26 protein-coding genes are annotated in these 25525 nt (G+C 71.2%); 18 read left to right on the plus strand and 8 right to left on the minus strand.

Features of this window, described 5'->3' with window-relative positions; translation table 11 throughout:
• The first annotated feature begins 18 nt into the window (after window positions 1-18).
• Genes ABD875_RS02820 through ABD875_RS02850 form a run of 7 tightly spaced genes read left to right on the plus strand, consistent with a single transcriptional unit; the run spans window position 19 to window position 7273 of the window.
• A complete protein-coding gene (locus ABD875_RS02820) occupies window positions 19-990 on the plus strand; it encodes a helix-turn-helix transcriptional regulator (RefSeq protein WP_345170977.1) in 972 nt (323 codons plus the stop codon).
• On the plus strand, window positions 987-1976 hold the full coding sequence (locus ABD875_RS02825) for a helix-turn-helix transcriptional regulator (RefSeq protein ID WP_345170979.1): 990 nt from the start codon (window positions 987-989) through the stop codon (window positions 1974-1976). Before ABD875_RS02820 ends, ABD875_RS02825 begins: the two co-directional genes overlap by 4 nt.
• Before the next feature lie 56 nt (window positions 1977-2032).
• Complete coding sequence (gene tatA, locus ABD875_RS02830; RefSeq protein WP_345170981.1) at window positions 2033-2308, plus strand: Sec-independent protein translocase subunit TatA; 276 nt, start codon at window positions 2033-2035, stop codon at window positions 2306-2308.
• 33 nt (window positions 2309-2341) lie between these two features.
• Entirely contained in the window at window positions 2342-3178 is an 837-nt protein-coding gene (gene tatC / locus ABD875_RS02835; RefSeq protein ID WP_345170983.1) for a twin-arginine translocase subunit TatC, read from the plus strand.
• A gap of 10 nt (window positions 3179-3188) precedes the next feature.
• Entirely contained in the window at window positions 3189-3575 is a 387-nt protein-coding gene (locus tag ABD875_RS02840) for a hypothetical protein (protein ID WP_345170985.1), read from the plus strand.
• Between the two features lie 10 nt (window positions 3576-3585).
• Window positions 3586-4452, plus strand: a complete 867-nt coding sequence (locus ABD875_RS02845) for a diacylglycerol kinase (protein WP_345170987.1) — start codon at window positions 3586-3588, stop codon at window positions 4450-4452.
• Window positions 4453-4462: 10 nt separating this feature from the next.
• Window positions 4463-7273 carry a DEAD/DEAH box helicase gene (locus tag ABD875_RS02850; RefSeq protein WP_345170989.1) on the plus strand — a complete coding sequence of 937 codons (2811 nt, stop codon included), beginning with the start codon at window positions 4463-4465 and terminating at the stop codon, window positions 7271-7273.
• Here the strand turns inward: ABD875_RS02850 and ABD875_RS02855 are convergent.
• Window positions 7252-7938: an SDR family oxidoreductase gene (locus tag ABD875_RS02855; protein WP_345170991.1), complete on the minus strand. Its 687-nt coding sequence runs from the start codon at window positions 7936-7938 to the stop codon at window positions 7252-7254. The two genes, ABD875_RS02850 and ABD875_RS02855, sit on opposite strands and share 22 nt — an antisense overlap.
• A gap of 44 nt (window positions 7939-7982) precedes the next feature.
• Between ABD875_RS02855 and ABD875_RS02860 the strand changes: the two genes are divergently transcribed.
• Window positions 7983-9116 (plus strand): FAD-dependent oxidoreductase, encoded by a 1134-nt coding sequence (locus tag ABD875_RS02860; RefSeq protein ID WP_345170993.1) that lies wholly within the window; start codon window positions 7983-7985, stop codon window positions 9114-9116.
• On the opposite strand, the gene ABD875_RS02865 is transcribed toward ABD875_RS02860, so the two are convergent.
• Window positions 9113-10039 carry a 5'-3' exonuclease gene (locus tag ABD875_RS02865; protein WP_345170995.1) on the minus strand — a complete coding sequence of 309 codons (927 nt, stop codon included), beginning with the start codon at window positions 10037-10039 and terminating at the stop codon, window positions 9113-9115. The two genes, ABD875_RS02860 and ABD875_RS02865, sit on opposite strands and share 4 nt — an antisense overlap.
• A gap of 37 nt (window positions 10040-10076) precedes the next feature.
• Here ABD875_RS02865 and ABD875_RS02870 point away from each other — a divergent pair, with 37 nt between their 5' ends.
• Window positions 10077-10529: an Lrp/AsnC family transcriptional regulator gene (locus ABD875_RS02870; protein ID WP_345170997.1), complete on the plus strand. Its 453-nt coding sequence runs from the start codon at window positions 10077-10079 to the stop codon at window positions 10527-10529.
• A 107-nt stretch (window positions 10530-10636) separates the two neighbouring features.
• On the opposite strand, the gene ABD875_RS02875 is transcribed toward ABD875_RS02870, so the two are convergent.
• Window positions 10637-12115 carry a KamA family radical SAM protein gene (locus ABD875_RS02875; protein WP_345170999.1) on the minus strand — a complete coding sequence of 493 codons (1479 nt, stop codon included), beginning with the start codon at window positions 12113-12115 and terminating at the stop codon, window positions 10637-10639.
• Window positions 12116-12187: 72 nt separating this feature from the next.
• On the opposite strand from ABD875_RS02875, the gene kdd reads away from it, so the two are divergent.
• The 7 genes from kdd (at window position 12188) to ABD875_RS02910 (ending at window position 19100) form a co-directional block, all read left to right on the plus strand.
• Window positions 12188-13234, plus strand: a complete 1047-nt coding sequence (kdd, locus tag ABD875_RS02880; RefSeq protein WP_345171001.1) for an L-erythro-3,5-diaminohexanoate dehydrogenase — start codon at window positions 12188-12190, stop codon at window positions 13232-13234.
• Window positions 13231-14799: a lysine 5,6-aminomutase subunit alpha gene (gene kamD, locus ABD875_RS02885; protein ID WP_345171003.1), complete on the plus strand. Its 1569-nt coding sequence runs from the start codon at window positions 13231-13233 to the stop codon at window positions 14797-14799. The genes kdd and kamD overlap by 4 nt, the downstream gene beginning before the upstream one ends.
• Window positions 14796-15536, plus strand: a complete 741-nt coding sequence (gene kamE, locus ABD875_RS02890) for a lysine 5,6-aminomutase subunit beta (RefSeq protein WP_345171005.1) — start codon at window positions 14796-14798, stop codon at window positions 15534-15536. The genes kamD and kamE overlap by 4 nt, the downstream gene beginning before the upstream one ends.
• Window positions 15536-15922, plus strand: a complete 387-nt coding sequence (gene kal, locus ABD875_RS02895) for a 3-aminobutyryl-CoA ammonia lyase (protein WP_345171007.1) — start codon at window positions 15536-15538, stop codon at window positions 15920-15922. Before kamE ends, kal begins: the two co-directional genes overlap by 1 nt.
• A 393-nt stretch (window positions 15923-16315) precedes the next feature.
• Window positions 16316-17890 (plus strand): apolipoprotein N-acyltransferase, encoded by a 1575-nt coding sequence (gene lnt, locus ABD875_RS02900; protein ID WP_345171010.1) that lies wholly within the window; start codon window positions 16316-16318, stop codon window positions 17888-17890.
• On the plus strand, window positions 17887-18630 hold the full coding sequence (locus tag ABD875_RS02905; protein WP_345171012.1) for a polyprenol monophosphomannose synthase: 744 nt from the start codon (window positions 17887-17889) through the stop codon (window positions 18628-18630). The genes lnt and ABD875_RS02905 overlap by 4 nt, the downstream gene beginning before the upstream one ends.
• Window positions 18615-19100: an FxsA family protein gene (locus ABD875_RS02910; protein WP_345171013.1), complete on the plus strand. Its 486-nt coding sequence runs from the start codon at window positions 18615-18617 to the stop codon at window positions 19098-19100. Before ABD875_RS02905 ends, ABD875_RS02910 begins: the two co-directional genes overlap by 16 nt.
• A 12-nt stretch (window positions 19101-19112) precedes the next feature.
• On the opposite strand, the gene ABD875_RS02915 is transcribed toward ABD875_RS02910, so the two are convergent.
• From ABD875_RS02915 to ABD875_RS02925, 3 genes are all read right to left on the minus strand, one after another.
• Window positions 19113-19499 (minus strand): RNA polymerase-binding protein RbpA, encoded by a 387-nt coding sequence (locus ABD875_RS02915; protein ID WP_345171015.1) that lies wholly within the window; start codon window positions 19497-19499, stop codon window positions 19113-19115.
• A gap of 186 nt (window positions 19500-19685) precedes the next feature.
• The gene (locus ABD875_RS02920; RefSeq protein WP_345171018.1) at window positions 19686-21041 is read right to left on the minus strand and encodes an MFS transporter; all 1356 of its coding nucleotides are present in this window, start codon (window positions 21039-21041) and stop codon (window positions 19686-19688) included.
• Window positions 21038-21838, minus strand: coding sequence for a glycerophosphodiester phosphodiesterase family protein (locus ABD875_RS02925; RefSeq protein WP_345171019.1), 801 nt, complete (start codon window positions 21836-21838; stop codon window positions 21038-21040). The genes ABD875_RS02920 and ABD875_RS02925 overlap by 4 nt, the downstream gene beginning before the upstream one ends.
• A 35-nt stretch (window positions 21839-21873) precedes the next feature.
• Here ABD875_RS02925 and ABD875_RS02930 point away from each other — a divergent pair, with 35 nt between their 5' ends.
• Entirely contained in the window at window positions 21874-22146 is a 273-nt protein-coding gene (locus ABD875_RS02930; protein WP_345171021.1) for a zf-TFIIB domain-containing protein, read from the plus strand.
• Between the two features lie 134 nt (window positions 22147-22280).
• Here ABD875_RS02930 and ABD875_RS02935 read toward each other — a convergent pair whose 3' ends face one another.
• Window positions 22281-23807, minus strand: a complete 1527-nt coding sequence (locus tag ABD875_RS02935; protein ID WP_345171022.1) for a UDP-N-acetylglucosamine 1-carboxyvinyltransferase — start codon at window positions 23805-23807, stop codon at window positions 22281-22283.
• A 70-nt stretch (window positions 23808-23877) separates the two neighbouring features.
• Between ABD875_RS02935 and ABD875_RS02940 the strand changes: the two genes are divergently transcribed.
• Window positions 23878-24894 carry a zinc-dependent alcohol dehydrogenase family protein gene (locus ABD875_RS02940; protein ID WP_345171024.1) on the plus strand — a complete coding sequence of 339 codons (1017 nt, stop codon included), beginning with the start codon at window positions 23878-23880 and terminating at the stop codon, window positions 24892-24894.
• A 24-nt stretch (window positions 24895-24918) separates the two neighbouring features.
• Here the strand turns inward: ABD875_RS02940 and ABD875_RS02945 are convergent, their stop codons facing one another.
• Window positions 24919-25323, minus strand: coding sequence for a hypothetical protein (locus ABD875_RS02945; RefSeq protein WP_345171025.1), 405 nt, complete (start codon window positions 25321-25323; stop codon window positions 24919-24921).
• Window positions 25324-25525 lie beyond the last annotated feature (202 nt).

A 25525-nucleotide genomic window follows, 5' to 3' on the forward strand; every position in this document is an offset into this window, starting at 1 on the left:
AGCACGGGGATCAGCAGCATGGCGGTGCAGAAGAGTGAGCGCCTGCTCAACCTGCTCATCATGCTGCTGGTCCAGCGCCACTACGTCTCGAAGGACCGGATCCGCGCGATCCTCTACCCGGACTCCAGCTCCGAGGCCTTCGAGAAGATGTTCGAGCGCGACAAGGAGGAGCTGCGCAGCCTCGGCGTGCCGATCGAGGTGGGCAACATGGACGCCTACTTCGACGACGAGCCGGGCTACCGGATCCGTCCCGACGAGTTCGCGCTCCCGGACATCTCCCTGACCGCGGACGAGGCCCAGGTGATCGGCCTCGCGACCCGGGTCTGGGAGCACGCCCGCCTCGCCGAGGCCACCACCGAGGCGGTGCGCAAGCTGACCGCGCTCGGCGTCCCGCTCGACGTCAGCGCCCTCGACATCGCCCAGCCCCGGCTGAGCGCGGACGAGCCGTCGTTCGATGTCTTCTGGGAGGCCACCCAGGAGCGCACGCCGGTCGAGTTCCAGTACCGCCGCGCCGGCGCCACCACCACCTCCACGCGGCACCTCCAGCCCTGGGGCGTGGTCCGCTACTCCGGCCGCTGGTACGTCGTCGGCCTCGACACCGACCGCGGCGAGGAGCGGGTGTTCCGGCTGTCGCGGGTCCAGGGCGAGGCGCGCAAGGTCGGCCAGCCCGGCTCGTACGACGTACCGCCCGGCACCGATGTCCGCGCCACGACCCTCCGCCTCGCCCCGTCGCCGCCCACCGGGCGCGCCGTGGTGCTGGTCCGCGCCGGCGCCGGCCTGGCCCTGCGCCGCGATGCCGAGTCCGTCGAGCCGGGCGTGCCCGGCCCCGACGAGCTCACCGCATGGGACCGGGTCGTGATCAACCGCGGCGGCCCCGGCGCAGCCGACGAGCTGCTCGGCTACGGGGCCGACGTCTACGTCGAGGAGCCCGCGTCGCTGCGTCAGCACGTCGTCGAGCGGCTCTCCCAGGTCATGGAGGGCGCCTCGTGAGCGCGGCCGCGTCGTCCGGGGCGAAGGACCAGGTCGCCCGGCTGCTGACGCTGGTCCCGTTCCTGCACGCGCACGGTCAGGTCCGCGTCGACGACGCCGCCGCGGCGCTGGGCATCGAGCCCGAGCAGCTGCTCAGCGACCTGAAGGTGCTGCTCATGTGCGGGCTGCCGGGCGGCTATCCCGACGACCTCATCGACGTCGACCTCGACGCGCTCGAGGGTCCGGAGGCCGATGGTGTCATCCGGGTGTCGAACGCCGACTACCTCGCTCGACCGCTGCGCCTCACCCCGACCGAGGCGACCGCGATCATCGTCGCGCTGCGCGCCCTGCGCAGCGGGGCGACCGACGAGACCCGCGAGGTCGTCGACCGCGCGCTGTCGAAGCTCGAGGCGGCCGCTGCGGGTGGCGTCACGCCACCGCAGATCGACCCCGGGGACGACTCGGTCGACGCGGAGCGCGCCCGGCTCGCCGCCCGGCTGCAGGACGCGGCCGACCGTGGCGTGCAGGTGGCGATCACCTACTTCGTGCCGTCGCGCGACGACGAGTCGGAGCGGGTCGTCGACCCCCGCGGGCTGGTCACCGCGCACGGCTTCACCTACCTCGACGCGTGGTGTCACAGCGCCGAGGCCCCGCGGCTGTTCCGGCTCGACCGGATCCGCAGCGCCGAGGTCACCGACCAGCCGGTCGTGACCAGCGCCGAAGGGCCCCGCGACCTGGCCGACGGGCTGTTCACGCAGGCGGACGAGACCACGCTCGTCACCCTCCGTCTCGAGCGCGACGCCCGCTGGATCGTCGAGTACTACCCGGTCGAGGAGGTCCGCTCCCGTCGCGGCGGGGTGCTCGAGGTGGACCTGCGGATCGCCGACGAGCGGTGGCTGCAGCGGCTGCTGCTGCGCCTCGCGCCGCACGCGCGGGTGATCAGTCCACCCGAGTACGACGAGATGTTCACCTCGGCGGTCCGGGACACGCTCCGGCTCTACCGGTGACGCGGCGTACTATGGACACGCCCCTACAGACAGATGAGGTCACGATGCTCTACCCCATGATCGGAATGCCCCAGGGAGCCGAATGGCTGGTGATCCTGGCCATCGTGATCCTGGTCTTCGGTGCGGCCAAGCTGCCCGACCTGGCTCGGGGGACCGGCCAGGCGCTGCGGATCTTCAAGTCCGAGACCAAGGGTCTGCGCGACGACGACGAGAAGGACGCGCAGTCGACGCCGCCGCCGGCCCCGCCGGTCACCGGTGAGCTGCCGCCCGCGACGCCGCCGCAGCAGACGAGCCCGGTCGAGGACCACCAGACCGACAAGCACAACGGCTGAGCCCGCCGGGCCAGTCCGCTCCTCCTGCCGAACGTGGCGATTCGAGGTCTTCTCCGGCTGTTCTCCGGCGCCCCCGTCCATCCGGTCGGCGCCGACGGCCGGATGGCGCTGTCCGACCACCTGCGTGAGCTGCGCGCCCGGATCCTGAAGATCGCGCTCACCATCACGGTGGCGCTGATCGTCGCGCTGTTCTTCTTCGACCAGCTGTTCGACTTCGTCTACGGCCCGTACGAGCAGGCTCAGGAGCAGCTGCCCGAGGGCGCCAGCTTCGCGACCACCAGCGGCGCCGGCGGCGGCCTGACGCTCTACCTGAAGCTCTGCGGGTTCGCGGCGCTGGTCGGCACCAGCCCGATCTGGCTCTACCAGATCTGGGCATTCATCATGCCCGGCCTGCACCCCAGCGAGAAGCGCTGGACGGCGATCTTCGTCGCCGTCGCCACGCCGCTGTTCGGGGTCGGCCTGCTGCTCGGCTTCGTCACCCTGCCCAAGGGCCTCGAGGTGCTGATCGGGCTCAACCCCGACGGCGTCACCAACCTCGTCGACTTCAACGAGTACCTCACGTTCTTCACCCGCACCCTGCTCGTCTTCGGCATCGCCTTCGAGATCCCGGTCTTCGTGTTCATGCTGAACCGCGCCGGCGTCGTCTCCGGCAAGACGCTGGCCCGCTACCGCGCCTGGACGATCATCGGCATCTTCCTGTTCGCCGCGGTCGCGACGCCGTCGACGGACCCGTTCACGATGACGTTCATGGCGGTCCCGATGGTGGTCCTCTACTTCATCTCCGAGGTGATGGCCCGCATCCACGACCGCCGCAAGGTGGAGCGGAACCCGTTCGCCGGCCTCAGCCCCGACGAGGCGTCCCCGCTGTGATGCCGCTGTGATGCCCGTCGACCCGTTCGACCTCCCGGAGTGGCTCGGCGAGAGCGACGTCGAGTGGACCGCCGAGGGCGGCCTGCGGACCGGCCACTACGTCCCCGGCACCCTGAGCGCCGAGGGCCACGGACACGTCGCCTGCGACCTGCTCGCGATCGACGAGGCCTGGCCCGCCCCCGTGGCCGACGACCAGGTCCGCCACGACGCGCACCAGGCGTGGCGGCACGGCCAGGTGCTGCTCGTCGAGGTGGGGGAGCGGCTCACCCTCGCCGTGCCGGGCACCCGGTTCACCGCCGACCTCGTGCTGGACGCGATGGCCCGGCTCGCCAAGGCCGTCGGCGCCTCGGCCGACCACTACTCCGTCCGCCTGCGCATCGGCACCACGAAGCCCTAGTGTTCGCCGCGTGACGATCGCGCTGCTGACCAACCCCACCGCCGGCAAGGGCAGGGGTGCGCACGCGCGCGACACCGCCCTGGCCCGGCTCCGGGCCGCGGGCCGCGACGTCACGAGCATGGAGGGCCGCGACGCCGACGAGGCGCTCGACCTGGCCCGCCAGGCGGTCGCCGACGGCGTGGAGGCGCTGGTGGCGGTGGGCGGGGACGGGATGGTCCACCTGGCCGTCCAGGCCGTCGCCGGGACCGGCGTCCCGCTGGGCATCGTCCCCTGCGGGACCGGCAACGACGTCGCGCGCTACTTCGACCTGCCCCGCAAGGACCCCGCCGCCGCAGCCGACCGGGTCCTCGCCGGCGAGCAGCGGGTGATCGACCTCGCGCGCAGCGGGACCAAGTACTTCGTCACCGTGCTCGCCGCGGGCTTCGACGCGATCGTGAACGAGCGCGCCAACCGGATGACGTGGCCCAGGGGGCAGATGCGCTACAACATCGCCACGCTCGCCGAGCTCCGCACGTTCGAGCCGCTCCCGTACACCCTCGACCTCGACGGCGAGACGGTGTCGCTCGACGCGATGCTGGTCGCGGTCGGCAACGGCCCGTCGTTCGGCGGCGGGCTACGGATCACCGAGGGCGCCCTCCTCGACGACGGGCTGCTGGACGTGGTCATCATCAAGCCGATGAGCAAGCCCGCCCTGATCAAGACCTATCCCAAGCTCTTCAAGGGCACCCACGTCACGCACCCGCAGTACCAGCACCACCGGGTCCGCAGCGTCACGGTGGCGGCTCCCGGGATCGTGTCGTACGCCGACGGCGAGCGGTTCGGCGCGCTGCCCCTCACGGTGGAGTGCGCTCCCGGGGCGCTCACGGTCCTCACGTAGGTTTGTGTCCATGAGCACCGCGGACGAGCAGGACCTGTCCCCGTCCGAGCGGTACGCCGACTTCCGGAAGGGCCGCAAGCACCCCGTGCTGCGGGGGTTCCGGAGCCTCTACGACTTCCCGCTCGACGACTTCCAGGTCCGTGGCTGCGAGGCCATCGAGGAGGGCCGCGGCGTCCTCGTGGCCGCCCCGACCGGATCCGGCAAGACCATCGTCGGCGAGTTCGCCGTCCACCTCGCGCTCGAGACCGGGCGCAAGTGCTTCTACACGACGCCGATCAAGGCGCTGTCCAACCAGAAGTACAACGACCTGGTCGCGCGCTACGGACCCGAGAAGGTCGGCCTGCTGACCGGCGACAACGTCGTGAACGGCGAGGCGCCGATCGTGGTCATGACCACCGAGGTGCTGCGCAACATGCTGTACGCCGGCTCGCGCACCCTGCTCGGGCTGGGCTTCGTCGTCATGGACGAGGTGCACTACCTCGCCGACCGCTCCCGGGGCGCGGTGTGGGAGGAGGTCATCATCCACCTGTCCGAGTCGGTGTCGGTGATCTCGCTGTCGGCCACCGTCTCCAACGCCGAGGAGTTCGGCGAGTGGCTCGCGACCGTCCGCGGCGACACCGACACCATCGTCGAGGAGCGCCGTCCGGTCCCGCTGTACCAGCACGTGATGGTCGGCCGCCGGCTGCTCGACCTGTTCGCCTCGTCCGACGTCGACGCGGCCGCCGGCTTCGTCAAGGAGGGCGCCCCGGTCAACGACGAGCTGATCAAGATCGCCCGCGACGACTGGGCGAGCACTCGGATGCGCGACCGGCGCTCGCCGCGCGACCGCAACCGGCGGGCCACCAACAAGTACAACGTCGGCAACGGCCGGCGCGTGTGGATTCCGAGCCGCGTCGACGTGATCGACCGGCTCGACCGCGAGGGCCTGCTCCCGGCGATCGTGTTCATCTTCAGCCGCGTGGGCTGCGATGCGGCGGTCACCCAGTGCCTCAACGCGAACGTCCGGCTGACCACGCCCGAGGAGCGCGACGAGATCTACGCGTTCGTCCAGGACGCCTGCAAGTCGCTCCCCGCGGCCGACCTCGAGGTCCTCGGCTACCACGACTTCCTCGACGGGATGACCCGCGGCGTCGCGGCCCACCACGCCGGGATGCTGCCCAAGTTCAAGGAGTGCGTGGAGGCGCTGTTCGTCCGCGGACTCTGCAAGGTCGTGTTCGCGACCGAGACCCTCGCGCTCGGCATCAACATGCCGGCGCGCACCGTGGTGATCGAGAAGCTCGACAAGTGGAACGGCGAGACGCACGCCTCGATCACGCCGGGGGAGTACACCCAGCTCACCGGCCGTGCCGGGCGCCGCGGTCTCGACGTCGAGGGCCACGGGGTCGTCCTCTGGCAACCGGGCATCAACCCGCGCGAGGTGGCCGGCCTCGCCTCCACCCGGACCTACCCGCTGCGCTCGTCGTTCCGCCCGTCGTACAACATGGCGGTCAACCTGGTGCACCAGTTCGGCCGGTCGACCTCGCGCGAGCTCCTGGAGCAGTCGTTCGCCCAGTTCCAGGCCGACAAGGCCGTCGTCGGGCTCGCCCGCCAGCTCCGCAAGAGCGAGGAGGCGCTGGCCGGCTACCGCGAGGCCGCGACCTGCCACCTCGGCGACTTCATGGAGTACGCCGATCTCCGCCGACGCATCAACGAGGCCGAGAAGGGCGCCAGCCGCGCGCGCCGGGCCGACCGCCGCGAGGAGGCGCTGGAGTCGCTGCGTCACCTCAAGCCGGGCGACGTGATCCAGGTGCCGACCGGCAAGTTCGCCGGGTACGCCGTCGTGATCGACCCGGCCTGGTCACCGGACGGTCCGCGGCCCTACGTCGTGACCGCGGACCGGCAGGCGCGGCGGCTCGCGATGATCGACTTCCCCGAGCCGGTGGTGGCGCTGGGCAAGCTGCGGATCCCCAAGAACTTCAACGGCCGCAACCCCCAGATGCGCCGGGACCTGGCCTCCGCGCTGCGGTCGCGCACCCACGACCTGGCGCCCCCTCCGCCCGGCACGTCGAAGCAGCCCGCCCGCCGGGACCCGGCGCGGACGCACGCCGACGACGTCGTCGCCGGGCTCCGCGCGGAGCTGAAGGCGCACCCCTGCCACGACTGCCCGGAGCGCGAGGACCACGCGCGGTGGGCGGAGCGGTACTTCAAGCTCGACCGCGACGCCCAGACGCTCAAGCGGCGGGTCGAGCAGCGGACCAACACCGTCGCGCGGCAGTTCGACCGGGTCTGCGAGGTGCTGACCGCGCTGGACTACCTCGACGGCGACTCCGTCACCGAGCGGGGCGGGCGGCTGCGCCGGATCTACTCCGAGCTCGACCTGGTGGCGGCCGAGTCGATGCGGCTCGGGCTGTGGGACGACCTGTCGCCGTCCGGGCTGGCCGCGGCGCTCTCCACGCTCGTCTACGAGTCCCGCCGGCCCGACGACGCGTCCGCGCCGCGGATCCCGGGCGGCGAGGGCGTGCGCGACGTCATCGCCGAGATGGTCCGGCTCTGGGGCAGCCTCGACGCGCTCGAGCGGGACCACAAGCTCGACTTCCTGCGCCAGCCCGACCTCGGCTTCGCCTGGGTGGCGTACCGCTGGGCCGAGGGCGACGACCTCAACAGCGTCCTGGACGCCAGCGACATGGCGGCCGGTGACTTCGTGCGCAACACCAAGCAGCTCATCGACCTCGCCGGGCAGGTCGCGGACGCCGCGGGCGACTCGCCGCTGCGCGAGACCGCGCGCGAGGTCGTGAAGCGGCTGCGCCGGGGCGCGGTGGTCTACTCGGCGCTGGAGGACTGACCTGCAGACTGGCCCGGGGACTGAACGGCGTCCTCGACCGGCTGGTCGCCGTTGACGAGGTTCCACTGCTTCCCGACCGTGGTCGGCACGTCCAGGACGGCGGCGACCACCGCCGCCACGTCCGCGCGGGTGACGTCGCCGCGCGCGACGTCCGGGCCGAGAGCAACCTTCCCGGTGGCCGGGTCGTCGGTGAGCCGTCCGGGCCGGATGATCGTCCACGCCAGCCCGCTGTCACGCAGCGCCGCGTCGGCGTCGCGCTTGGCCTCGACGTAGGCGCGCCAGACGTCGCCGGTGTCGGCGGGCAGCGGGTCGTCGACGTTGATCGCGGAGATCTGGACGAACCGGTCGATGCCGGCCTGCTTCGCGCCGTCGATCGACTTGAGGGAGCCCTCGAGGTCGACGGTCCGCTTGCGCTCGATGTTGCCGTCCGGGCCGCCGCCGGCGGCGAACACGACCGCCCCGCAGCCCTCGAACGCGGCCGCGAACGCGCTGGCGTCCTGCTTCTCGATGTCGAGGAGGCGGACCTCCGCGCCACGTTCCTCGAGCTCGGCGCGGTACTCCTCCTTCCGCACCAGCGCCACCGCGTCGTGGTCGGCGCGGCGAAGCACGTGGATGAGCTGACGGGCCACCTGGCCGTGGCCCCCGACGATCGCTACTCGAGTCATGCAATCCACCGTACGGACGCGCCCTGACGGCGTACCGTCCCTCCATGGGAGACCTCGAGACCGACCTCCTCGTCATCGGCGCCGGGCCCTACGCGTACGCCGCGGCGGCCTACGCCGGCGACCGGGGCATCGCCACGACCGTCGTCGGCAAGCCGCTGTCCTTCTGGCGCGAGCAGATGCCGGCCGACATGTACCTGCGCTCCGGCCCCGACTGGTACCTCGACGCCAACCGCGAGCACACGTTCGAGGCGTACTTCGAGGACCGTGGCCTGGACCCCGCCGACCACGACCCGATCCCGATCGGGGTCTGGCTGGACCACGCGGACTGGTTCGCGGCGCAGAAGGGGCTGGAGGTCGACCAGCGCCTGGTCTCCGACGTCACCCAGCCGGACGGCAGGTTCGTCGCGGCGATGGAGGACGGCAGCTCCATCTCGGCCGCCAAGGTCCTCGCCGCGCCGGGGGTCGGGTTCTTCGCGCAGCTGCCCGACTGGCACGTGCGCGTCCCGGAGGACCGCCGTACCCACACCGTCGAGCGGGTCGGCTTCGACGACCTCGCGGGCGCCCGGGTCGCCGTGATCGGCGGCCGGCAGAGCGCCTACGAGTGGGCCGCGCTGCTCTGCGACCACGGCGCCGAGAAGGTCGACGTCGTGCACCGGCACCCGAAGCCGGCGTTCGAGAAGGTCAGCTGGGGCTTCGTCGACGCCTACGTCGACCAGACGCTCGCGCACCGCGGGTGGTGGCGCGGCCTCGCGCCCGAGCAGCGCACCGGCATCGCCCAGGAGTTCTGGGAGGTCGGTCGGCTGACGCTGGAGCACTGGCTGGTCCCGCGGCTGCGGCCCGACGTCGTGACGACCCACGCGGAGTGCTCGGTGACCGAGGTGACGGGGGAGGGGCCGGTAACGCTCACGCTCTCGGACGGGTCGGAGCTCGCGGTCGACCACGTCGTGTTCGCGTCCGGCTACAAGCCGGACATCGACCGGGTGCCGTACCTCGCCGGCGTCCGCGAGCAGGTTGCGGCGACCGACGGCTTCCCGGACCTGTCCGAGGGGTTCGAGACCAGCCTGCCGGGCCTCTACACGGTCGGCTTCCTCGCGACCCGCGACTTCGGGCCGTTCTACGGCTTCACGAAGGGCTGCCCGTCGGCGGCGAAGATCGTGGTCGACGAGATGCTGCGCTAGGAGCAGATCACTTCCGTGAGCCGCTGCACCGGGCTCTCGATCCCGAAGCGGTGGCCGAGCTCGGCGACCTTGGCCAGGTCACGCGGCTCACGCGGGAGGCGCGTGTCAGGTGAGCCGAGGTCGATGTCGCGCGCGACGGCGACCACGGTCGGCGCGACCTCGAGGTACGCCGCGGCAGCCTTGATCTTCCCGCGCGGGCCTGGCCCCAGGTCGGCGTCCGGGTCGAGCGAGGCCGCGATGATGCCGTCCATGTCGCCGAAGCGGCCGAGCAGCGTGGCGGCGGTCTTCTCGCCGATCCCGGCGACCCCCGGCAACCCGTCCGACGCGTCGCCGCGCAGCGTCGCGAAGTCGGCGTACTGACGGGCGTCGATGCCGTACTTCTCCCGCACCCAGTCGTTGGTCACCCGCTCGTGCTTGCCGACTCCGCGGGCGATGTAGAGCACCCGCACGTCGCGCTCGTCGTCGACCAGCTGGAACAGGTCGCGGTCGCCCGTCACGATGTCGACCGGCTGCTGCGCCTGCGCCGCGAACGAGCCGATCACGTCGTCGGCCTCGTAGCCGTCCTTGCCCACCACGCAGATCCCGAACGCCTCCAGCACGTCGAGGATGATCGGGATCTGCACCTCGAGCGGGTGCGGGACCTCCTCGACGTCCGGCGCGTCCGCGCGCTCCTGGACCACCCGGTGGCCCTTGTACGACGGCAGCAGGTCAACGCGCCACTGCGGGCGCCAGTCGTTGTCCCAGCAGCAGACCAGGTCGGTGGGCCGGTAGTCGGCGACCAGCCGGGAGATGAAGTCGAGCAGCCCGCGCACCGCGTTCACCGGCGTACCGTCGGGGCCCTTGATCTCCGGCACGCCGAAGAACGCGCGGAAGTACATCGAGGCGGTGTCGAGAAGCATCAGGCGTCCGGGCGGCTGTGTCACGAGCCGCATCCTGCCACGCAACGCTAATGTCTCCTCCGTGACTCAGTCCGAACTCGAAGGCACCGACCGGAAGATCCTCGAGCTGCTCGCCCACGACGGCCGGATGTCGTTCACCGACCTCGGCAAGGCGACCGGGCTGTCCACCTCGGCGGTCCACCAGCGCGTGAAGCGGCTCGAGTCGCGCGGGCTGATCACCGGGTACGGCGCCACCATCGACCACGAGCAGCTCGGTCTGCCGCTGACGGCGTTCATCTCGATCCGCCCGATCGACCCGTCGCAGCCCGACGACTCGCCCGAGCGGGTGCGCGAGATCCCCGAGATCGAGTCCTGCTGGTCGGTCGCGGGCGACGAGTCCTACATCCTCAAGGTGCGGGTGGCCTCGCCGCTCGCGCTCGAGGACCTGCTGGCCCGGATCCGCGCCGCGGCCAACGTCTCCACGCGCACGACCATCGTGCTGTCGACGCCGTACGAGGGCCGGCCGGTCAGCTGACGCTCGTCAACCGGATGGTTGCGGACATGATGCGGAATGGTCACCAACCGCATCATTTCGGGCCGCAGACGTGCGGTTGGTGACCATTCCGCACGTCCCGGCGCCGATCACCAGGCCTGCAGGGCCGCCGTCCGCCGCGACGCCTCGGCCACCTCGGCGGCCTTGAGCGCGGAGTTGTCGAGGTCGGAGTGCTCGGCCCACCAGCGCTGCCCGGACTCCGGGAGGGTGTGGATCGGGTCGTAGTACTCGTAGGTCCGCGACAGCGCGTCGGCCGACTCGGCCTCGATCGAGGTGCGGTAGTTCTTCGTCCAGTAGGAGATGCCGCGCTCGCGGTCGTAGTCGGCGAGCTGGTGCACCCAGCGCTTGCCGACGAACGGCACGTCGCAGACGATCCGCGGCGTCGCGAAGCCCGGCAGGTAGCCCATGATGTGGTGCTGCAGCCGCTGCGCGTCGGCGACCGAGACCCGCCAGTGCTCCGAGAACGGGATCATGTCGCACATGTAGAAGTAGTACGGCATGATCTGCGCGCCATCGAGCAGCCGGAAGCACAGGTCGAGCAGCGCGTGCGGGTCGGCGTTGACGCCGTTGAGCAGCACGCCCTGGTTGCGTACGTCGCGCACGCCCGCCTCGAGCATCGCCCGGGCGGCGTCGGCCACGAGCGGGGTGATCGAGTTCGCGTGGTTGGCGTGGGTGTGGATCGCGAGCGAGACGCCGCGCGAGCGGGCGACGCCAGCGACCCGCGTCATGCCCTCGACGACGTCGTCCTGCAGCCAGTGCTGGGGGAGTCCGACCAGCGCCTTGGTGGCGAGACGGATGTCGCGGATGTTCTCCACCTCGAGCACCGACATGAGGAACGCCTCGAGCCGGGGCCACGGCATGTTCGCGACGTCGCCGCCCGAGACGACCACGTCGCGCACCTGCGGCGTACGGCGCAGGTAGTCGAGCATGTCGCCGAGCCGGTCGTTCGGCTTGCCGACGAACTTGAGCTTGTCGATGACCGCGGTCGAGTTGCCGACCAGGTCCATGCGGGTGCAGTGGCCGCAGTACTGCGGGCAGGTCGGGAGCAGCTCGGCGAGCACCTTGGTGGGGTAGCGGTGCGTCAGCCCCTCGGCCACCCACATGTCGTGCTCGTGCAGGGAGTCACGCGTCGCGTGCGGGTGCGAGGACCAGTCCGTGCGCCGGTCGGAGAACACCGGGATCATGTAGTGACGGACCGGGTCGGCGTAGAACGCCTCGGTCAGCGAGCCCGGACCGGAGGGACCGCCTTGATCCATGGCGTGAGGGACCATCGTGTTCATCATCTGCGGCGGCACCAGCATCGACATGGTGGCGCGCTCGGCCTGGTCGCGCTCGAGGTCGGCGTAGAACCGCTCGTCGACCAGGTCTCCGAGCAGCTCGCGCAGCTGCTTGACGTTCTTGATGCAGTGCGCCCGCTGCCACTGCACGGACGCCCACTCCTCGGCGGTGACGTCCTTCCAGCCCGGGAACCGGGTCCAGTCGGGCTCGACCAGCTCGGCCCGCGAGTACGGGTACGGCTGACCGGTCTCACCCTCGACAAGGGCAGCGATGGAGGTCTCGATGCTCATTCCTCCACTGTAGGCGGCGATTCTCCGGCTTGTCGAATGCCACGCCGCAGATTCTTTCGTTAGGATGCGATTGTGCGAGACATTCACAGCGACCCGATCGGCCTGCACCGCGTCCTCGACGACGCCCAACGCCTCCCGCAGGCCGCGGACCGTCTCGACACCCGCCGCGAGCTGTGGCCCGACGAGGTCCGGATCCGGGTGGAGCGCCTCAACCTCGACGCGGCGTCGTACCGCCAGCTCGAGCGCAAGCACGGGGGAGCGGGCCAGGTGGATGGACCGGCGATCCGGGCCGAGGTCCTCGAGATCGTCAGCACCCGCGGCAAGATGCAGAACCCCGAGACCGGATCCGGCGGCATGCTCGTCGGCACCGTCGAGGAGGTCGGTCCCGACTCGCCGCTGGGACTGGAGGTCGGTGACCGCGTGGCGACGCTGGTCTCGCTCACGCTCACGCCGCTGGTCATCGAGGACGGCCTGGCGCGCTGGGACGGCCTGGGGGAGCAGGTCCCGTGCGACGGGTACGCCGTGCTGTTCGGCCGCTCCATCGCCGCGGTGCTGCCCGACGACCTGCCCGCCGAGCTGAGCCTGGCGGTCATGGACGTCTGCGGCGCCCCGGCCCTCACCGCGCGCGTCGTGGAGCAGTATGCCGACCCGGTCGTCGCCGTGATCGGCGGCGCCGGCAAGTCCGGCTCCCTGAGCCTCGCGGCCGCGCGGGCAGCCGGCGCGAAGCACACGATCGGCGTCGTGCCGCACGAGGCCGAGGCCGCGCTCCTGCGCGAGGCGGGCATCGCCGACGAGGTCGTCATCGCCGACGCCCGCAACCCGATCGGGCTCCGCGACGCCGTCACGGCGGCCGGTGGCCCCGCCGACGTCACCGTCGTCTGCGTCGACGTCCCCGGCTGCGAGGGCGGCGCGATCCTCGCCACCGCCGACCGCGGCACCGTCATCTTCTTCTCCATGGCCACGTCGTTCTCCGCCGCGGCCCTGGGCGCCGAGGGCCTGGCCGCCGACGTCACCATGCTCGTCGGCACCGGATACACGCCCGGCCACGCGGCGTACTCCCTCGAGCTCCTGCGCGACAGCGACGGCGTACGCCGCCTGTTCGAGAGGCGGCTCGGATGAGCACCGGCAAGCTCGACCTCGACCCTCAGACCGTCAAGCAGGCGCGGGCGCTGGCCCGCAAGGCCGGTCGCCCGATCGTCACGCTGGCGAAGAAGCACACGACCGTCGCCGTCGAGCGCGCCACGCTGCGGCTCGCCGGCCTCGAGGGCGCCGACGCCGAGGGCACGCCCTGGGTCAACCGGCTTCTCGACGTCGTGCGCGCCGACACCGGCCTCGAGCACGGCGTCGCGCTGCCGGTCTGGGACGCGCTGCTGCGGGGCGAGGCCGACGACCTGTCGACGCTGGCGCAGAAGGCGTCCGCCGGCTCGGTGACGTTCCGCCTCCCCGAGGGCAAGGACGCCGAGCGCGCCCGCAAGGCCTCGGCCCGCCAGGTCGGCCGCGGCATCAAGCGGATCGACGCCCGCCGGGTCGAGCGAGACCGGATGATCAAGCGGTACGGCGACGCACCGCGCCAGCCGTGGATCTACCTGATCGTCGCGACCGGCGACATCTACGAGGACATCCCGCAGGCCCAGCAGGCCGCGCGCGAGGGCGCCGACGTGATCGCGGTGATCCGCTCGACCGGCCAGAGCCTGCTGGACTTCGTCCCCGAGGGCGCGACCCGCGAGGGCTTCGCCGGGACCTACGCCACCCAGGAGAACTTCCGGCTGATGCGCGCCGCGCTGGACGAGTCCAGCAAGGAGCTCGGCCGCTACGTCCGGCTGACCAACTACGCCTCCGGGCTCTGCATGCCCGAGATCGCTGCGCTGGCGGGCATGGAACGTCTCGACATGATGCTCAACGACTCGATGTACGGGATCCTGTTCCGCGACATCAACCCGATCCGCACGTTCGTCGACCAGCGGTTCAGCCGCCAGGTCCACGCCCGCGCCGGGATCATCATCAACACCGGCGAGGACAACTACCTCACGACCGCCGACGCGGTCGAGGCGGCGCACACGGTCACGACCAGCCAGCTGCTCAACGAGTACTTCGCCAAGGAGGCCGGGCTCGAGGACTGGCAGCTCGGTCTCGGGCACGCGTTCGAGATCGACCCCGCCGTCCCTGACTCGTTCCGCCTCGAGCTCGCGCACGCGATGCTGGCCCGCGACCTGTTCCCGAAGGCGCCGCTGAAGTGGATGCCGCCGACGCGGCACATGACCGGCGACGTGTTCCAGGGCTACCTGCTCGACGGGTTCTTCAACCTGGTCGGCGCGCTCACCGGGCAGGGCATCCTGCTCGTCGGGATGATGACCGAGGCCGTCGTGACGCCGTGGCTGTCCGACCGCGACCTCGCCCTGCAGAACGTCCGCTACGTGATGAACGCGGCCGGCAACCTGCACGAGGACTTCCGCCCCGCCCCGGACGGCTTCATCGCCAACCGGGCGCGGCAGGTCCTCGGGGAGTCGATCGACCTCCTCGACCAGATCCTCGACCACGAGCACGGCCTGCTGGACGCGATCGCGGACGGCACGTTCGGACTGATGAAGCGGCCCCAGGACGCCGGCAAGGGACTGGACGGGGTGGCGAAGAAGTCGAGCGCCTACTACAACCCCGCCAGCGAGATCCTCGAGGACAAGGCATGAGCGACATCATCCGGCCGTACGGCGACACCACCGGCGACGGCATGGTGCAGGTGAGCTTCACGCTCCCGATCCCGCACTCCAAGGTCGCCGAGGGCGCGGCCGCCCAGCTCGCCAACAAGATGGGCATCGACCCCGCGATGGTCGTGCATGCCAAGCCGATGGGGCCGGACTTCACGTTCTTCGTCGTCTACGGGCGGGTCAACCACCTCGTCGACGTCTCCCAGGTCGAGGTCGTCGAGCGCGACTACCCGCTGCTCACCCCCAAGGAGGCGAACGCCGCCATCAAGCGGGCGCTGCGCCGCCGGCTCACGGTGGTCGGCGCCTGCATCGGCACCGACGCGCACACGGTCGGCATCGACGCGATCCTCAACATCAAGGGCTTCGCGGGCGAGAAGGGCCTCGAGTACTACCGCGAGCTCAAGGTCGTGAACCTCGGCGCCCAGGTGTCGGTGCCCCAGCTCGTCGAGCGCGCGCGGGCCGAGAAGGCCGACGCCGTGCTCGTCTCCCAGGTCGTCACCCAGCGCGACGCGCACCTGCTCAACACCCGCGAGATGTCGGCGGCGTTCCGGGAGTCCTACCCGGCCGACAAGCGCCCGTTGCTGATCGTCGGTGGGCCCCGCTTCGACGAGGGCGCCGCCGCGGACCTCGGCGTCGACCGGGTCTTCGGCCGCGGCACGACCCCCGGCGAGGTCGCGTCGTACCTCGTCCACCAGCTCGTCGAGAGGAAGGCTTCGTGATGGCAGCCGAGGTCGGAACCGTGGTCACGCACCGGCGCTACGTGCCGTACTCCCACGCCCACTACGCCGGCAACCTGGTCGACGGCGCCTACAGCCTGGGGCTCTTCGGCGACGTCGCCACCGAGATGTGCATCCGCACCGACGGCGACGAGGGCCTGTTCGCGTCGTACTCCGACGTCCAGTTCCGGGCGCCGGTCCGCGCCGGCGACGTGCTGGAGATCCGGTGCGAGCTGACCCGGGTCGGCACCCGCTCGCGGGTCATGGACTTCGCGGTGTACGTCGTCGCGCGGGGCGCTGCGACCGACGAGCGGCCCGGCGCCGCCGAGGTCCTGGCCGAGCCGATCCTGGCCACGTCCGCCACCGGGACGGTCGTCGTCCCGGCCTGAGCCGGGCCACCCCGTCGGCGCGTCTCGCACGACACGCCGCCGTCGCGCGAATTTTACGCGTCGTCTCCGGCGAGGACGGTCCCCGTGACCTGCGACGATGCGCGTTTGCGCAGGTCACGAGGCGCTTGACAGCCGACCTCCGCACGTTTCACCCTGTCCCGTCTGCTCACGCAGATCGAGGGCTGCGACCGATGTCCGATCCGCACCTCGGCGGGTGTACGCCACCACCCGGCCGGCGTGTTCTCGGCCACGGAACGCACCACGAGAGCTGACACGGAAAGGGTTCGCGTCCCCTAGACAACAGCCCGGTCCCGGCAACCAGCCGGTCCCGAGCTGGCACGAAGGGCGCGGACCCTTCCGCGTTCTCCACCGCCCGACCGGTATTTTCAACACGTGCCGCTCCGTCTCCTCCTCGCCCTCGCCTCCGGCGTGCTGCTGGCCCTCGCGTTCGAGCCGGTGGCGGCCCCGATGGTGATCCCGTTCGCGGTGGCCGGCTTCGTGCTCTGCTGCCGCGGGCAGCGGTTCCGCGCCGGGCTGCTCACCGGGCTGGCCTTCGGGATCGGCTTCGAGTTCGTGCTGCTCTTCTGGATGCGCACCGTCGGCCCCGACGCCTGGATCGGGCTCTCGCTCTGGCAGTCGCTGTTCTTCGCGGTCCTGGGCGCGGTCACCGCCGTGCTGACCCGCCACCGGCTCTGGCCGCTGTGGGTCGCCGCGGCCTGGGTGACGACCGAGCTCACCTACACCAGCTGGCCGTTCAGCGGCATGCCCTGGGGCCGCCTCGGCTTCGCGGTCGCCGACACGCCGTTGGCCGACGCACTGCCGTGGATCGGCAGCACGCTGGTCAGCTTCCTGCTGGCGCTGAGCGGCACCGTGCTCGCCTGGATCGTCGTCGCGCGCGAGCGCGAGCGCTGGATCGCGGCGGCCGTCCTGGGAGCGCTGGCGGTCGTGGCCCTGGTGCCCGCGCTGGTCCCGTGGGACGGCGACCGGTCGGGTGAGATCACCGTCGCCGCGATCCAGGGCGACGTGCCCGGCAACGGCGACAACATCCTGTACGACCACCGCCAGGTCACGCAGAACCTCGTCGACGTCACGGGCCGGCTGGCCGACGACGTCGAGGCCGGCGACGAGGAGCTGCCGGACTTCGTGCTCTGGCCCGAGAACTCCACGGCCGTCGACCCGTTCCGCGACGCCCAGATCAACGCCAACATCCGGTCCGCCAGCGCAGCGATCGGCGTACCGATCCTGGTCGGGGCGATCGTGGACGCAGGGCCCGACCACGTCCTGAACCAGGGCATCGTCTGGGACCCGGTCACCGGCGCGGGGGAGCGCTACACCAAGCACCACCCGGTCGTCTTCGGCGAGTACATCCCGTTCCGCCGCTACCTCGACAGCCTGCAGATCGGTCGCCTCACGATGGTCGGGCGCGACATGCTGGCCGGCACCCGCGAGGAGCCGCTGCGGATCGCCGGCACCGAGATCGCCGACTCCATCTGCTTCGACGTCGCCTACGACGACGCCATCTACGCCCAGGTCCGCAACGGCGCCGAGCTGCTGACCGTGCAGACCAGCAACGCGACGTTCATCCACACCGACCAGATCGACCAGCAGTTCGCGATCACCCGGCTGCGCGCCATCGAGACCGGGCGCTGGCTCGTGGTCGCGTCGACGAACGGCATCTCGGGCGTGATCGCACCGGACGGCAGCGTGGTCGCCGCGGCCGAGCCGCGCACCCAGGCGGCTCTGGTGGAGACCGTCGGGCTGTCGACCAGCATCACGCCGGCGGTCCGGCTGGGCGCGTGGCCCGGGCGGTTCCTCATCGCGCTCGCCGCCGTTGGCCTCCTCGTCACCCTGCTGTCGTCCGGCGTCCCGTATGGTCGGCGCCGGAACCGGCACCAGGCCGAGGACGACGGCCGGCCCGGCGCCGAGGTCCCCCTGGTCGCCACGGCGAACGAAGGGACGAACGGGTGAGCTTGGGACGGGTGGTCGTCGTGATCCCGACCTACAACGAGGCGAGTAACCTCGAGTGGATCGTGGGTCGGCTGCGCGCCGCGCAGCCCGACGTCGACGTCCTCGTCGTGGACGACGGCTCTCCCGACGGCACCGGCGCGATCGCCGACCGGCTCGCTGCCGCCGACTCCGCCGTCTCGGTGCTGCACCGGACCGCCAAGGCCGGCCTCGGGGCGGCGTACCTGCACGGCTTCCAGGTCGCGCTCGACGCGGGGTACGACGTGATCGGCGAGATGGACGCAGACGGCTCGCACCAGCCCGAGCAGCTCGGCCGGCTGCTGGACGCACTCGGCAGCGCCGACCTCGTGATCGGGTCGCGCTGGGTGCCCGGCGGGTCGGTGGTCAACTGGCCGCGCCGGCGCGAGGCGCTCTCGCGCGGCGGCAACCTCTATGTCCGGATGCTGCTCGGGATCAAGGTCCGCGACGCGACCGCCGGCTACCGGCTGTTCCGGCGCACCACCCTGGAGAAGATCGACCTGGCCTCGGTGGAGTCGACCGGCTACGTCTTCCAGACCGACATGGTCGCGCGCACCCTCGCGGCCGGGCTCACGGTCCGGGAGGTGCCGATCGAGTTCGTCGAGCGGGTCCGCGGCGACTCCAAGATGAGCGGAGCGGTCGCGACCGAGTCGCTCAAGCGGATCACCGCGTGGGGGCTGCGTGAACGCGCCGCCCAGGTGCGCCGGGCGTGGGGGCGACGCTGATGGCGCGCCGGCGCCGGTCGCTGCTGCCGGCCCTGCTGTTCACGGTGTTCATCATCGTGCCGATCATCGAGATCTACGTGATCATCCAGGTCGGCCAGGTGATCGGCGCCTGGTGGACGGTGGTGCTGCTCGTGGTCGACAGCATCTTCGGCTCGTGGCTGATCAAGCACGAGGGCGGACGCGCCTGGCGCGGGCTGCGCGAGGCGATCGAGGATGGGCGGATGCCCGCGACCGAGCTCGCCGACGGTGCGCTGATCCTGGTCGGCGGCACCCTGATGCTGGCCCCGGGCTTCGTCACCGACGGGTTCGGCATCCTGCTGATCCTGCCGTTCACCCGGCCGCTGTTCCGGCGGCTGCTGGCCGCGGTCGTCGCGAGCCGGATCACGGTCCTGGACGTGAATCGCCCCGGACCTCAGGGCCCTGGTCAGGGCCCGGTGGTCCGGGGCGAGGTCATCGACGAGGAGGAGTGACGCCGTCGGGCGTCAGGAGACCTTCTTCGCCTTCTTCTGGTTCGCGCGGTGCAGGTGCGCGGGACCGATCTCGCCGCCGCGCAGCAGCTCGAGGCGCTCCTTGAGGATGTCCTCGAGCTCCTTCTCCGAGCGCCGCTCCAGCAGCATGTCCCAGTGGGTGCGAGCCGGCTTCTCGGCCTTCACCTCGGGCACGATGCCCGAGACGCTCAGCGCCTCGGCGCCGCAGCGCGGGCACTCCCACACCGCCGGGACGTCGGCCTCGACCGACATCGTGATCTCGAACTCGTGTGCCTGCGGACAGCGGTAACCAACCTGCTGACGAGCGGCGAACTCGATGCCGCGCTCGTCCTCAAAACTCTGGCCCCCGAGCCGCGCTCCACGCAGTGTGCGCTCTGCCATGAGCCACCTCCCGAATCTGTTCCCCCGGATAGTCGGACCTGCAGCGCACGAACATCGAGAACATGTGCGCTGGAATCAAGACGACGTCTACCCGTCTTGATGACGTCTCAACCTGTTCAACGGTACTGGCGGGGACAAGATTCCGAGAATCGCCAACGTGGGTCACACCACAGTCTCAGGAGACTCTCAGACCACGCTCGGCAACGGGTTCCCGGCCTCCTCGATGCCGCGCCGGGCGTCGACCCTCAGCAGGAGCACGATCCCGACCACGAACAGCAGCATCAGCGCCAGCAGCGCCGGCCGGTAGGAGTCGGCCCACTGGTGGACCAGGCCGAACACCAGCGTGCCGATCCAGCTCGTCCCGCGCTCGCACGCCTGGTACAGCGAGAAGTACTCCGCCTCGCGGCCGCGGGGGATGAGCTGGCTGTAGAACGACCGGGACAGCGCCTGGGTGCCGCCCAGCACCACCCCGATGGCCACCGCGAGGAGCAGGAACAGGGGGAGGTTCTCGTTCGGGACCAGCCAGCCCCCGACGACCACGACCAGCCAGATGAACAGCCCGGCGAGGATCACCCGGTAGGCGCCACGGACCTGGGCGACCCGGCCGAACAGCAGGGCGCCGCCGATGCCGACGAACTGGACCACCAGGAACGCCAGCAGCACGGTGCTCTTCTCGAACCCGAGCTCCTTCTCGCCGTACACGGAGGCCGCGTAGATCACGGTCTGGATGCCGTCGTTGTAGAAGAGGTAGGCGACCAGGAACGTCAGCGTGACCGGGTAGCGCCGCAGGTCCTTGAGCGTGCGCCAGAGCTGGCCGAAGCTGGCCTGCACCAGTCCGCCCTGCTCCGTGACCGGGTTCACCGGCGGGCGCGAGCGGATGCCGCGCACCGGGATGATCGTGAACACCGCCCACCAGATGCCGGCGGACAGCAGGCTGATCCTCACCGCGAGCTCGGTGTTGTCGCTCATCACGGTGAGCAGCACGAAGTTCGCCGCCAGCAGCAGGCCGCCACCGAGGTAGCCGAGCGCCCAGCCGCGCGAGGACACCCGGTCCCGGTCGTCGGGGTCGGCGACCTCGACCAGCAGGGCGTCGTACACGACCAGGCTGGCGCCGAGGCAGAGCGTGGCGAGCACCAGCAGCACCGCCCCGAGCTGCCAGTTCGACCCGGCGACCAGGAACATCAGCGCGGCCATCAGGCTGCCCGCCCAGGCGAAGCCACCGAGCAGGCGGGGCTTGCGACCGCTGCGGTCGGCGACGGCGCCGACGATCGGGAGCACCAGCGCGGACAGGATCGTCGAGGCGGTGACGAGGTAGAAGACCAGCGAGCCGGCCGAGACGTCGAGACCGAGCACGTGCAGGTCGGTCGTGCACTTGTAGCCGGCGTCCTCGTCGGTCGAGCGGCCGCAGGCGGCCTGCTCGGCGACGGCGGTGAGGTACGGCGCGAACAGCACCGCCGCGGTCGTGGTGACGAAGGCGCTGTTGGCCCAGTCGTACCAGTACCAGGCCTTCTGCTCGTGGACCTGCTCCGTGGTGGCCGTCATCGCCCACCCCTCCACTGACCGCGCTCGACCAGCACGTCCTTGAGCAGGTCGGTGCGGTCGGTGAACAGCCCGTCGACGCCCCGCTCGAGCAGCTCCCGCATCTCGGCGGGGTCGTCGATCGTCCAGACGTGCACGTGCCGCCCGGCCGCGTGCGCCCGCCGTACGAACCCCGGGGTGACGACCCGCACCCGCCCGCGCCGGTGCGGGACCTGGTAGGCCTGGAACCGGCCGAAGCGCCCGAACCAGGCGGGCAGCAGCCGGCAGAGCGCGACCTCGTACGGCGCCGCCGACGTGGGGACCCGGCCGCTGGTGTGGGCGCGAAAGCGGCGCAGCCGGCGCGCCGAGAAGGACCCGACCAGCACCCGGTCCCACGCCTGGCGGGCCGCGACGAAGTCGGCGAGCGCGCGGACCGCGCCGTCGGACTTGAGGTCGATGTTGAAGCGCGCGTCCGGGAACGCGTCGAACAGCTCGGCGAGCGACGGGACGGCCTCGCGGCCGCCGACCAGCGCGCCGCGCACCTCGGCGTGGCTGAGCCGTGCGATCTCGCCGGCGCGGTCGGTCACGCGGTCCAGGACGGAGTCGTGGAACGCGAGCAGCACCCCGTCGCGGGTCACGTGCACGTCGGTCTCGAGGTAGTCGTAGCCGAGCTCCACGGCGTGCCGGAACGCCGCCAGCGTGTTCTCCAGGCCCTCGATCTCCGGGTGGTACGCGCCGCCGCGGTGGGCGTAGGCGAGGACGGAGCCGGGTCGGTCGAGCAGCGTGTCCAGAAAGGGGAACCCGGTCCGCGGCGAGGTCACTGGTGCAGTATCAACCACGCCGGTAGCGTCGAAGCATGGAGACCATGTCCTGTCCTGCTTGTGGCGCCGAGATGGCCACCCGCCCGCTCGCGGCCTCCCTGGGGGAGGGGTCCGTCAGCCAGTGTCCCGACGGCCACGGGGTGTTCCTCGCCCGTGCCGACCTGGGTGACCTGATCGAGGCCGAGAACGACTGGCACCGCCACGCCGGCCAGCACACCGCGCCGATGCCGCGGATCACCGCCGACATGACCGCCCCGCCCGCCGCCAAGGCCCCGCCGCGGGCGTGGGTGGAGACCCTGTTCGAGTAGCGGACGCGGGCCGGCCGGGCTGCTGGTGCCATGCTGCGGTTTGGTCACCAACCGCATGATTTCGGGCCTCAGGGCCCCGGTTGGTGACCAAACCGCAGGCCGATAATCGGACGCGCCCGCTCGGACCGGTGCGCTCAGATGTCGCGGAACGTCTCGATCGAGGCGCCGAGCTGGTTCAGCCGCTCGGCGAGGTCCTCGTAGCCGCGGTGGATGACGTACGTCGAGCGCAGCACGGAGGTGCCCTTGGAGGCGAGCATCGCCAGCAGGATCACCACGGCGGGGCGCAGCGCCGGCGGGCAGACCAGCTCGGTGCCGGTGAACGACACCGGGCCCTCGATCATCACGCGGTGCGGGTCGAGCAGCTTGACCTTGGCACCGAGCTTGTTCAGGTCGGTGAGGTAGATCGCGCGGTTCTCGTAGACCCAGTCGTGCAGCAGCGTCTGGCCCTCGGCGACCGCGGCGATCACCGCGAAGAACGGCAGGTTGTCGATGTTGAGGCCCGGGAACGGCATCGGGTGGATCTTGTCCAGCGGCGCGTGCAGCTTCGACGGTCGCGTGGTGAGGTCCACCAGGCGGGTGTGGCCGTTGAGGGCGACGTACTCGTCCGAGCGGTCGTACTGGAAGCCCATCTCCTCGAGCAGCGCGAGCTCGATCTCGAGGAACTCGATCGGCACCCGGCGGATCGTGATCGACGACTGGGTGACGATCGCGGCCGCCAGCAGCGACATCGCCTCGATCGGGTCCTCGCTCGGCGCGTAGTCCACGTCGACGTCGATGTCCGCGCAGCCGGTCACCGTGAGCGTGGTGGTGCCGACGCCCTCGACGGTGACGCCGAGCCGCTGCAGGTAGAAGCACAGGTCCTGGACCATGTAGTTCGACGAGGCGTTGCGGATCACCGTGGTGCCCGGGTGCAGCGCGGCGGCCATCAGCGCGTTCTCGGTGACGGTGTCGCCGCGCTCGGTGAGCACGATCGGCCGGCCCGGCTCGATCGCCCGGTTGACCTGCGCGTGGTAGCTGCCGTCGGTGGCCTTCACCTCGAGCCCGAACGGGCGGAGCGCGGCCATGTGCGGCTCCACGGTGCGGGTGCCGAGGTCGCAGCCACCGGCGTACGGCAGCTCGAAGACGTCGGCGCGGTGCAGCAGCGGGCCGAGGAACATGATGATCGAGCGGGTACGGCGGGCCGCCTCGGCGTCGACGTGGTCGAGGTCGAGCTCCTTCGGCGGGATGATCTCGAGGTCGTTGTCGTCGTTGAGCCACCGGCACTGCACACCGAGGCTGGTGAGCACCTCGAGGAGGCGGTTGACCTCCTCGATGCGCGCGACCTTGCGCAGGGTGGTGCGGCCGCGGTTGAGCAGGGTGGCGCACAGCAGGGCGACGCCGGCGTTCTTGGAGGTCTTGACGTCGATCTCGCCCGACAGCGTGGTCGGGCCGTTGACGCGCAGGTGGGTGGGACCGGCGCCGAGAGCGACGATCTCTGAGTCCAGAGCGGCACCGATCCGGGCGATCATCTCCAGCGAGAGGTTCTGGTGACCCTTCTCGATCCGGTTGATCGCGCTCTGGCTGGTGCCCAGGAGATCCGCGAGCTGGTGCTGGGTGAGCCCGCGGTGCTTGCGGGCGTCGCGAATGAGGTTCCCGATGCGATTCTTGTATCCCTCAGTCATACCGCCACGGTAACTCACATATGAGATAAAGCAACTTCGCCCGGGCGGGGTGTCGTGCCAGGATGGCGCCATGCGCGCAACGACGATCCACGGTACCCGCGACATCCGCGTCTCCGAGGTCCCGGACCCGGTCATCACCGCTCCGACCGACGCGATCGTGAAGGTTGTCGCCGGCTGCATCTGTGGCTCGGACCTGTGGCCGTATCGCGGCGAGAACCCGATCACTGCGGGGGACACGATCGGCCACGAGTGCGTCGGGATCGTCGAGGAGGTCGGCGCCGAGGTGCGCTCGTTCCGGCCCGGCGACTTCGTCGTCGTCCCGTTCGACCACTGCGACAACACCTGCCGGCACTGCCAGAACGGTGCCCAGAACGCCTGCGACAACCTCGGGTTCACCGCCAGCGGCCAGGCTGAGTACACCCGCGTGAACCAGGCCGACGGCAGCCTGGTGAAGACCGACGGCGTGCCCGACGCGTCCCTGCTGGCCTCGGTCCTGACGATCTCCGACGTGATGCCGACCGGCTGGCACGCCGCGGTCTCCGCAGGCGTACGGCCGGGCGGTACGGCGGTCGTGGTCGGCGACGGCGCGGTCGGGCTGTGCGGGGTGCTCGCCGCCTCGATGCTCGGCGCCGAGACGATCGTGGCCATGTCGCGGCACGAGCCGCGCCAGCAGGTCGCGCGGAGGTTCGGCGCCACCCACGTCGTCGCCGAGCGCGGCGAGGCCGGTGTCGAGGCGGTGCTCGAGCTCACCGGGGGAGTGGGGGCCGACGCCGTGCTCGAGTGCGTCGGGACCGACGCCTCCATGGACACGGCGTTCCGGGTGGCCCGCCCGGGCTCGACGGTCGGGATGGTCGGCGTGCCGCACGGCGTGGAGCTCCCGCTGCGCCGGATGTTCACCCAGAACATCGGGCTGGCCGGCGGGATGGCGCCGACGCGCAAGTACATGCCCGAACTGCTGGCGAAGGTGCTCGACGGCAGCATCGAGCCCGGCCTGGTGTTCGACAGCACGCTCCCGCTGGAGCAGGTCGCCGACGGCTACCGCGCGATGGACGAGCGCCGGGCGATCAAGGTCCTGATCGAGCCCTGAGCGAGCCCTGAGGGTGGTAGGGGCTCAGTCGCGGCTGCCGGCGGCGTACATCCCGGTGCCGGCGAGCAGCACGGCGCCGGCGATGACCTCGGACAGGAACACGACCTGCGGGTTGTCGAGGAAGACGCCGAAGAGCACGAGCAGGATGCCGCAGATGCCGAGCAGGCCGAGCACCGGCTGCTTCGGGAGTGCCGTGCGCAGCGCCAGCGCGCAGACGACGACGATGGTGGCGATGAACCCGTCGCGGTAGCCGGCCCACATGCCCACGGCGTCGATCGGGTAGAGCATCCAGGTCGCGAGGATGAGGCCGATCCCGGCCGACAGCACCAGCACCCAGCCCAGCGGGCCGACGACGTGCACGGGCTCGGCGGGGGTGATCGTGGTCGAGGTCGCCGGGAGGTGGGAGCCGGTCTTCACGGGAGTCGCCATGAGCGGAATCGTAGTGGGTCCGCGCCGCCGCTGGGCGCACGGGACGGAGGCCGGGTAGCGGGTAGGTCGACGGTCGCCCGGAACAGCCCGTGCTCAAGCGGGTTGGCGACCGTCGACCCAGTCGGCTGAAGCGTGGATCACGCTTCTTCCGACGCTCCGGATGGGGGTCGGTGAGGTGCGAGTGGTGTCAGACGGCGACCAG

This window comes from Nocardioides caricicola, from assembly GCF_039541135.1.
Classification (GTDB): domain Bacteria; phylum Actinomycetota; class Actinomycetes; order Propionibacteriales; family Nocardioidaceae; genus Nocardioides; species Nocardioides caricicola.

Bases quoted from the DNA above. Each gene is read 5' to 3' on its own strand.
- kamE (WP_345171005.1), top strand. From the start codon at position 14,796: ATGAGCGACATCATCCGGCCGTACGGCGACACCACCGGCGACGGCATG.
- ABD875_RS02840 (WP_345170985.1), top strand. From the start codon at position 3,189: ATGCCCGTCGACCCGTTCGACCTCCCGGAGTGGCTCGGCGAGAGCGAC.
- ABD875_RS02920 (WP_345171018.1), bottom strand. From the start codon at position 21,041: ATGACGGCCACCACGGAGCAGGTCCACGAGCAGAAGGCCTGGTACTGG.
- ABD875_RS02940 (WP_345171024.1), top strand. From the start codon at position 23,878: ATGCGCGCAACGACGATCCACGGTACCCGCGACATCCGCGTCTCCGAG.
- ABD875_RS02860 (WP_345170993.1), top strand. From the start codon at position 7,983: ATGGGAGACCTCGAGACCGACCTCCTCGTCATCGGCGCCGGGCCCTAC.
- kamD (WP_345171003.1), top strand. From the start codon at position 13,231: ATGAGCACCGGCAAGCTCGACCTCGACCCTCAGACCGTCAAGCAGGCG.
- ABD875_RS02855 (WP_345170991.1), bottom strand. From the start codon at position 7,938: ATGACTCGAGTAGCGATCGTCGGGGGCCACGGCCAGGTGGCCCGTCAG.
- kal (WP_345171007.1), top strand. From the start codon at position 15,536: ATGGCAGCCGAGGTCGGAACCGTGGTCACGCACCGGCGCTACGTGCCG.
- ABD875_RS02850 (WP_345170989.1), top strand. From the start codon at position 4,463: ATGAGCACCGCGGACGAGCAGGACCTGTCCCCGTCCGAGCGGTACGCC.
- ABD875_RS02915 (WP_345171015.1), bottom strand. From the start codon at position 19,499: ATGGCAGAGCGCACACTGCGTGGAGCGCGGCTCGGGGGCCAGAGTTTT.
- ABD875_RS02820 (WP_345170977.1), top strand. From the start codon at position 19: ATGGCGGTGCAGAAGAGTGAGCGCCTGCTCAACCTGCTCATCATGCTG.
- tatA (WP_345170981.1), top strand. From the start codon at position 2,033: ATGATCGGAATGCCCCAGGGAGCCGAATGGCTGGTGATCCTGGCCATC.
- ABD875_RS02875 (WP_345170999.1), bottom strand. From the start codon at position 12,115: ATGAGCATCGAGACCTCCATCGCTGCCCTTGTCGAGGGTGAGACCGGT.
- ABD875_RS02935 (WP_345171022.1), bottom strand. From the start codon at position 23,807: ATGACTGAGGGATACAAGAATCGCATCGGGAACCTCATTCGCGACGCC.
- ABD875_RS02945 (WP_345171025.1), bottom strand. From the start codon at position 25,323: ATGGCGACTCCCGTGAAGACCGGCTCCCACCTCCCGGCGACCTCGACC.
- ABD875_RS02930 (WP_345171021.1), top strand. From the start codon at position 21,874: ATGGAGACCATGTCCTGTCCTGCTTGTGGCGCCGAGATGGCCACCCGC.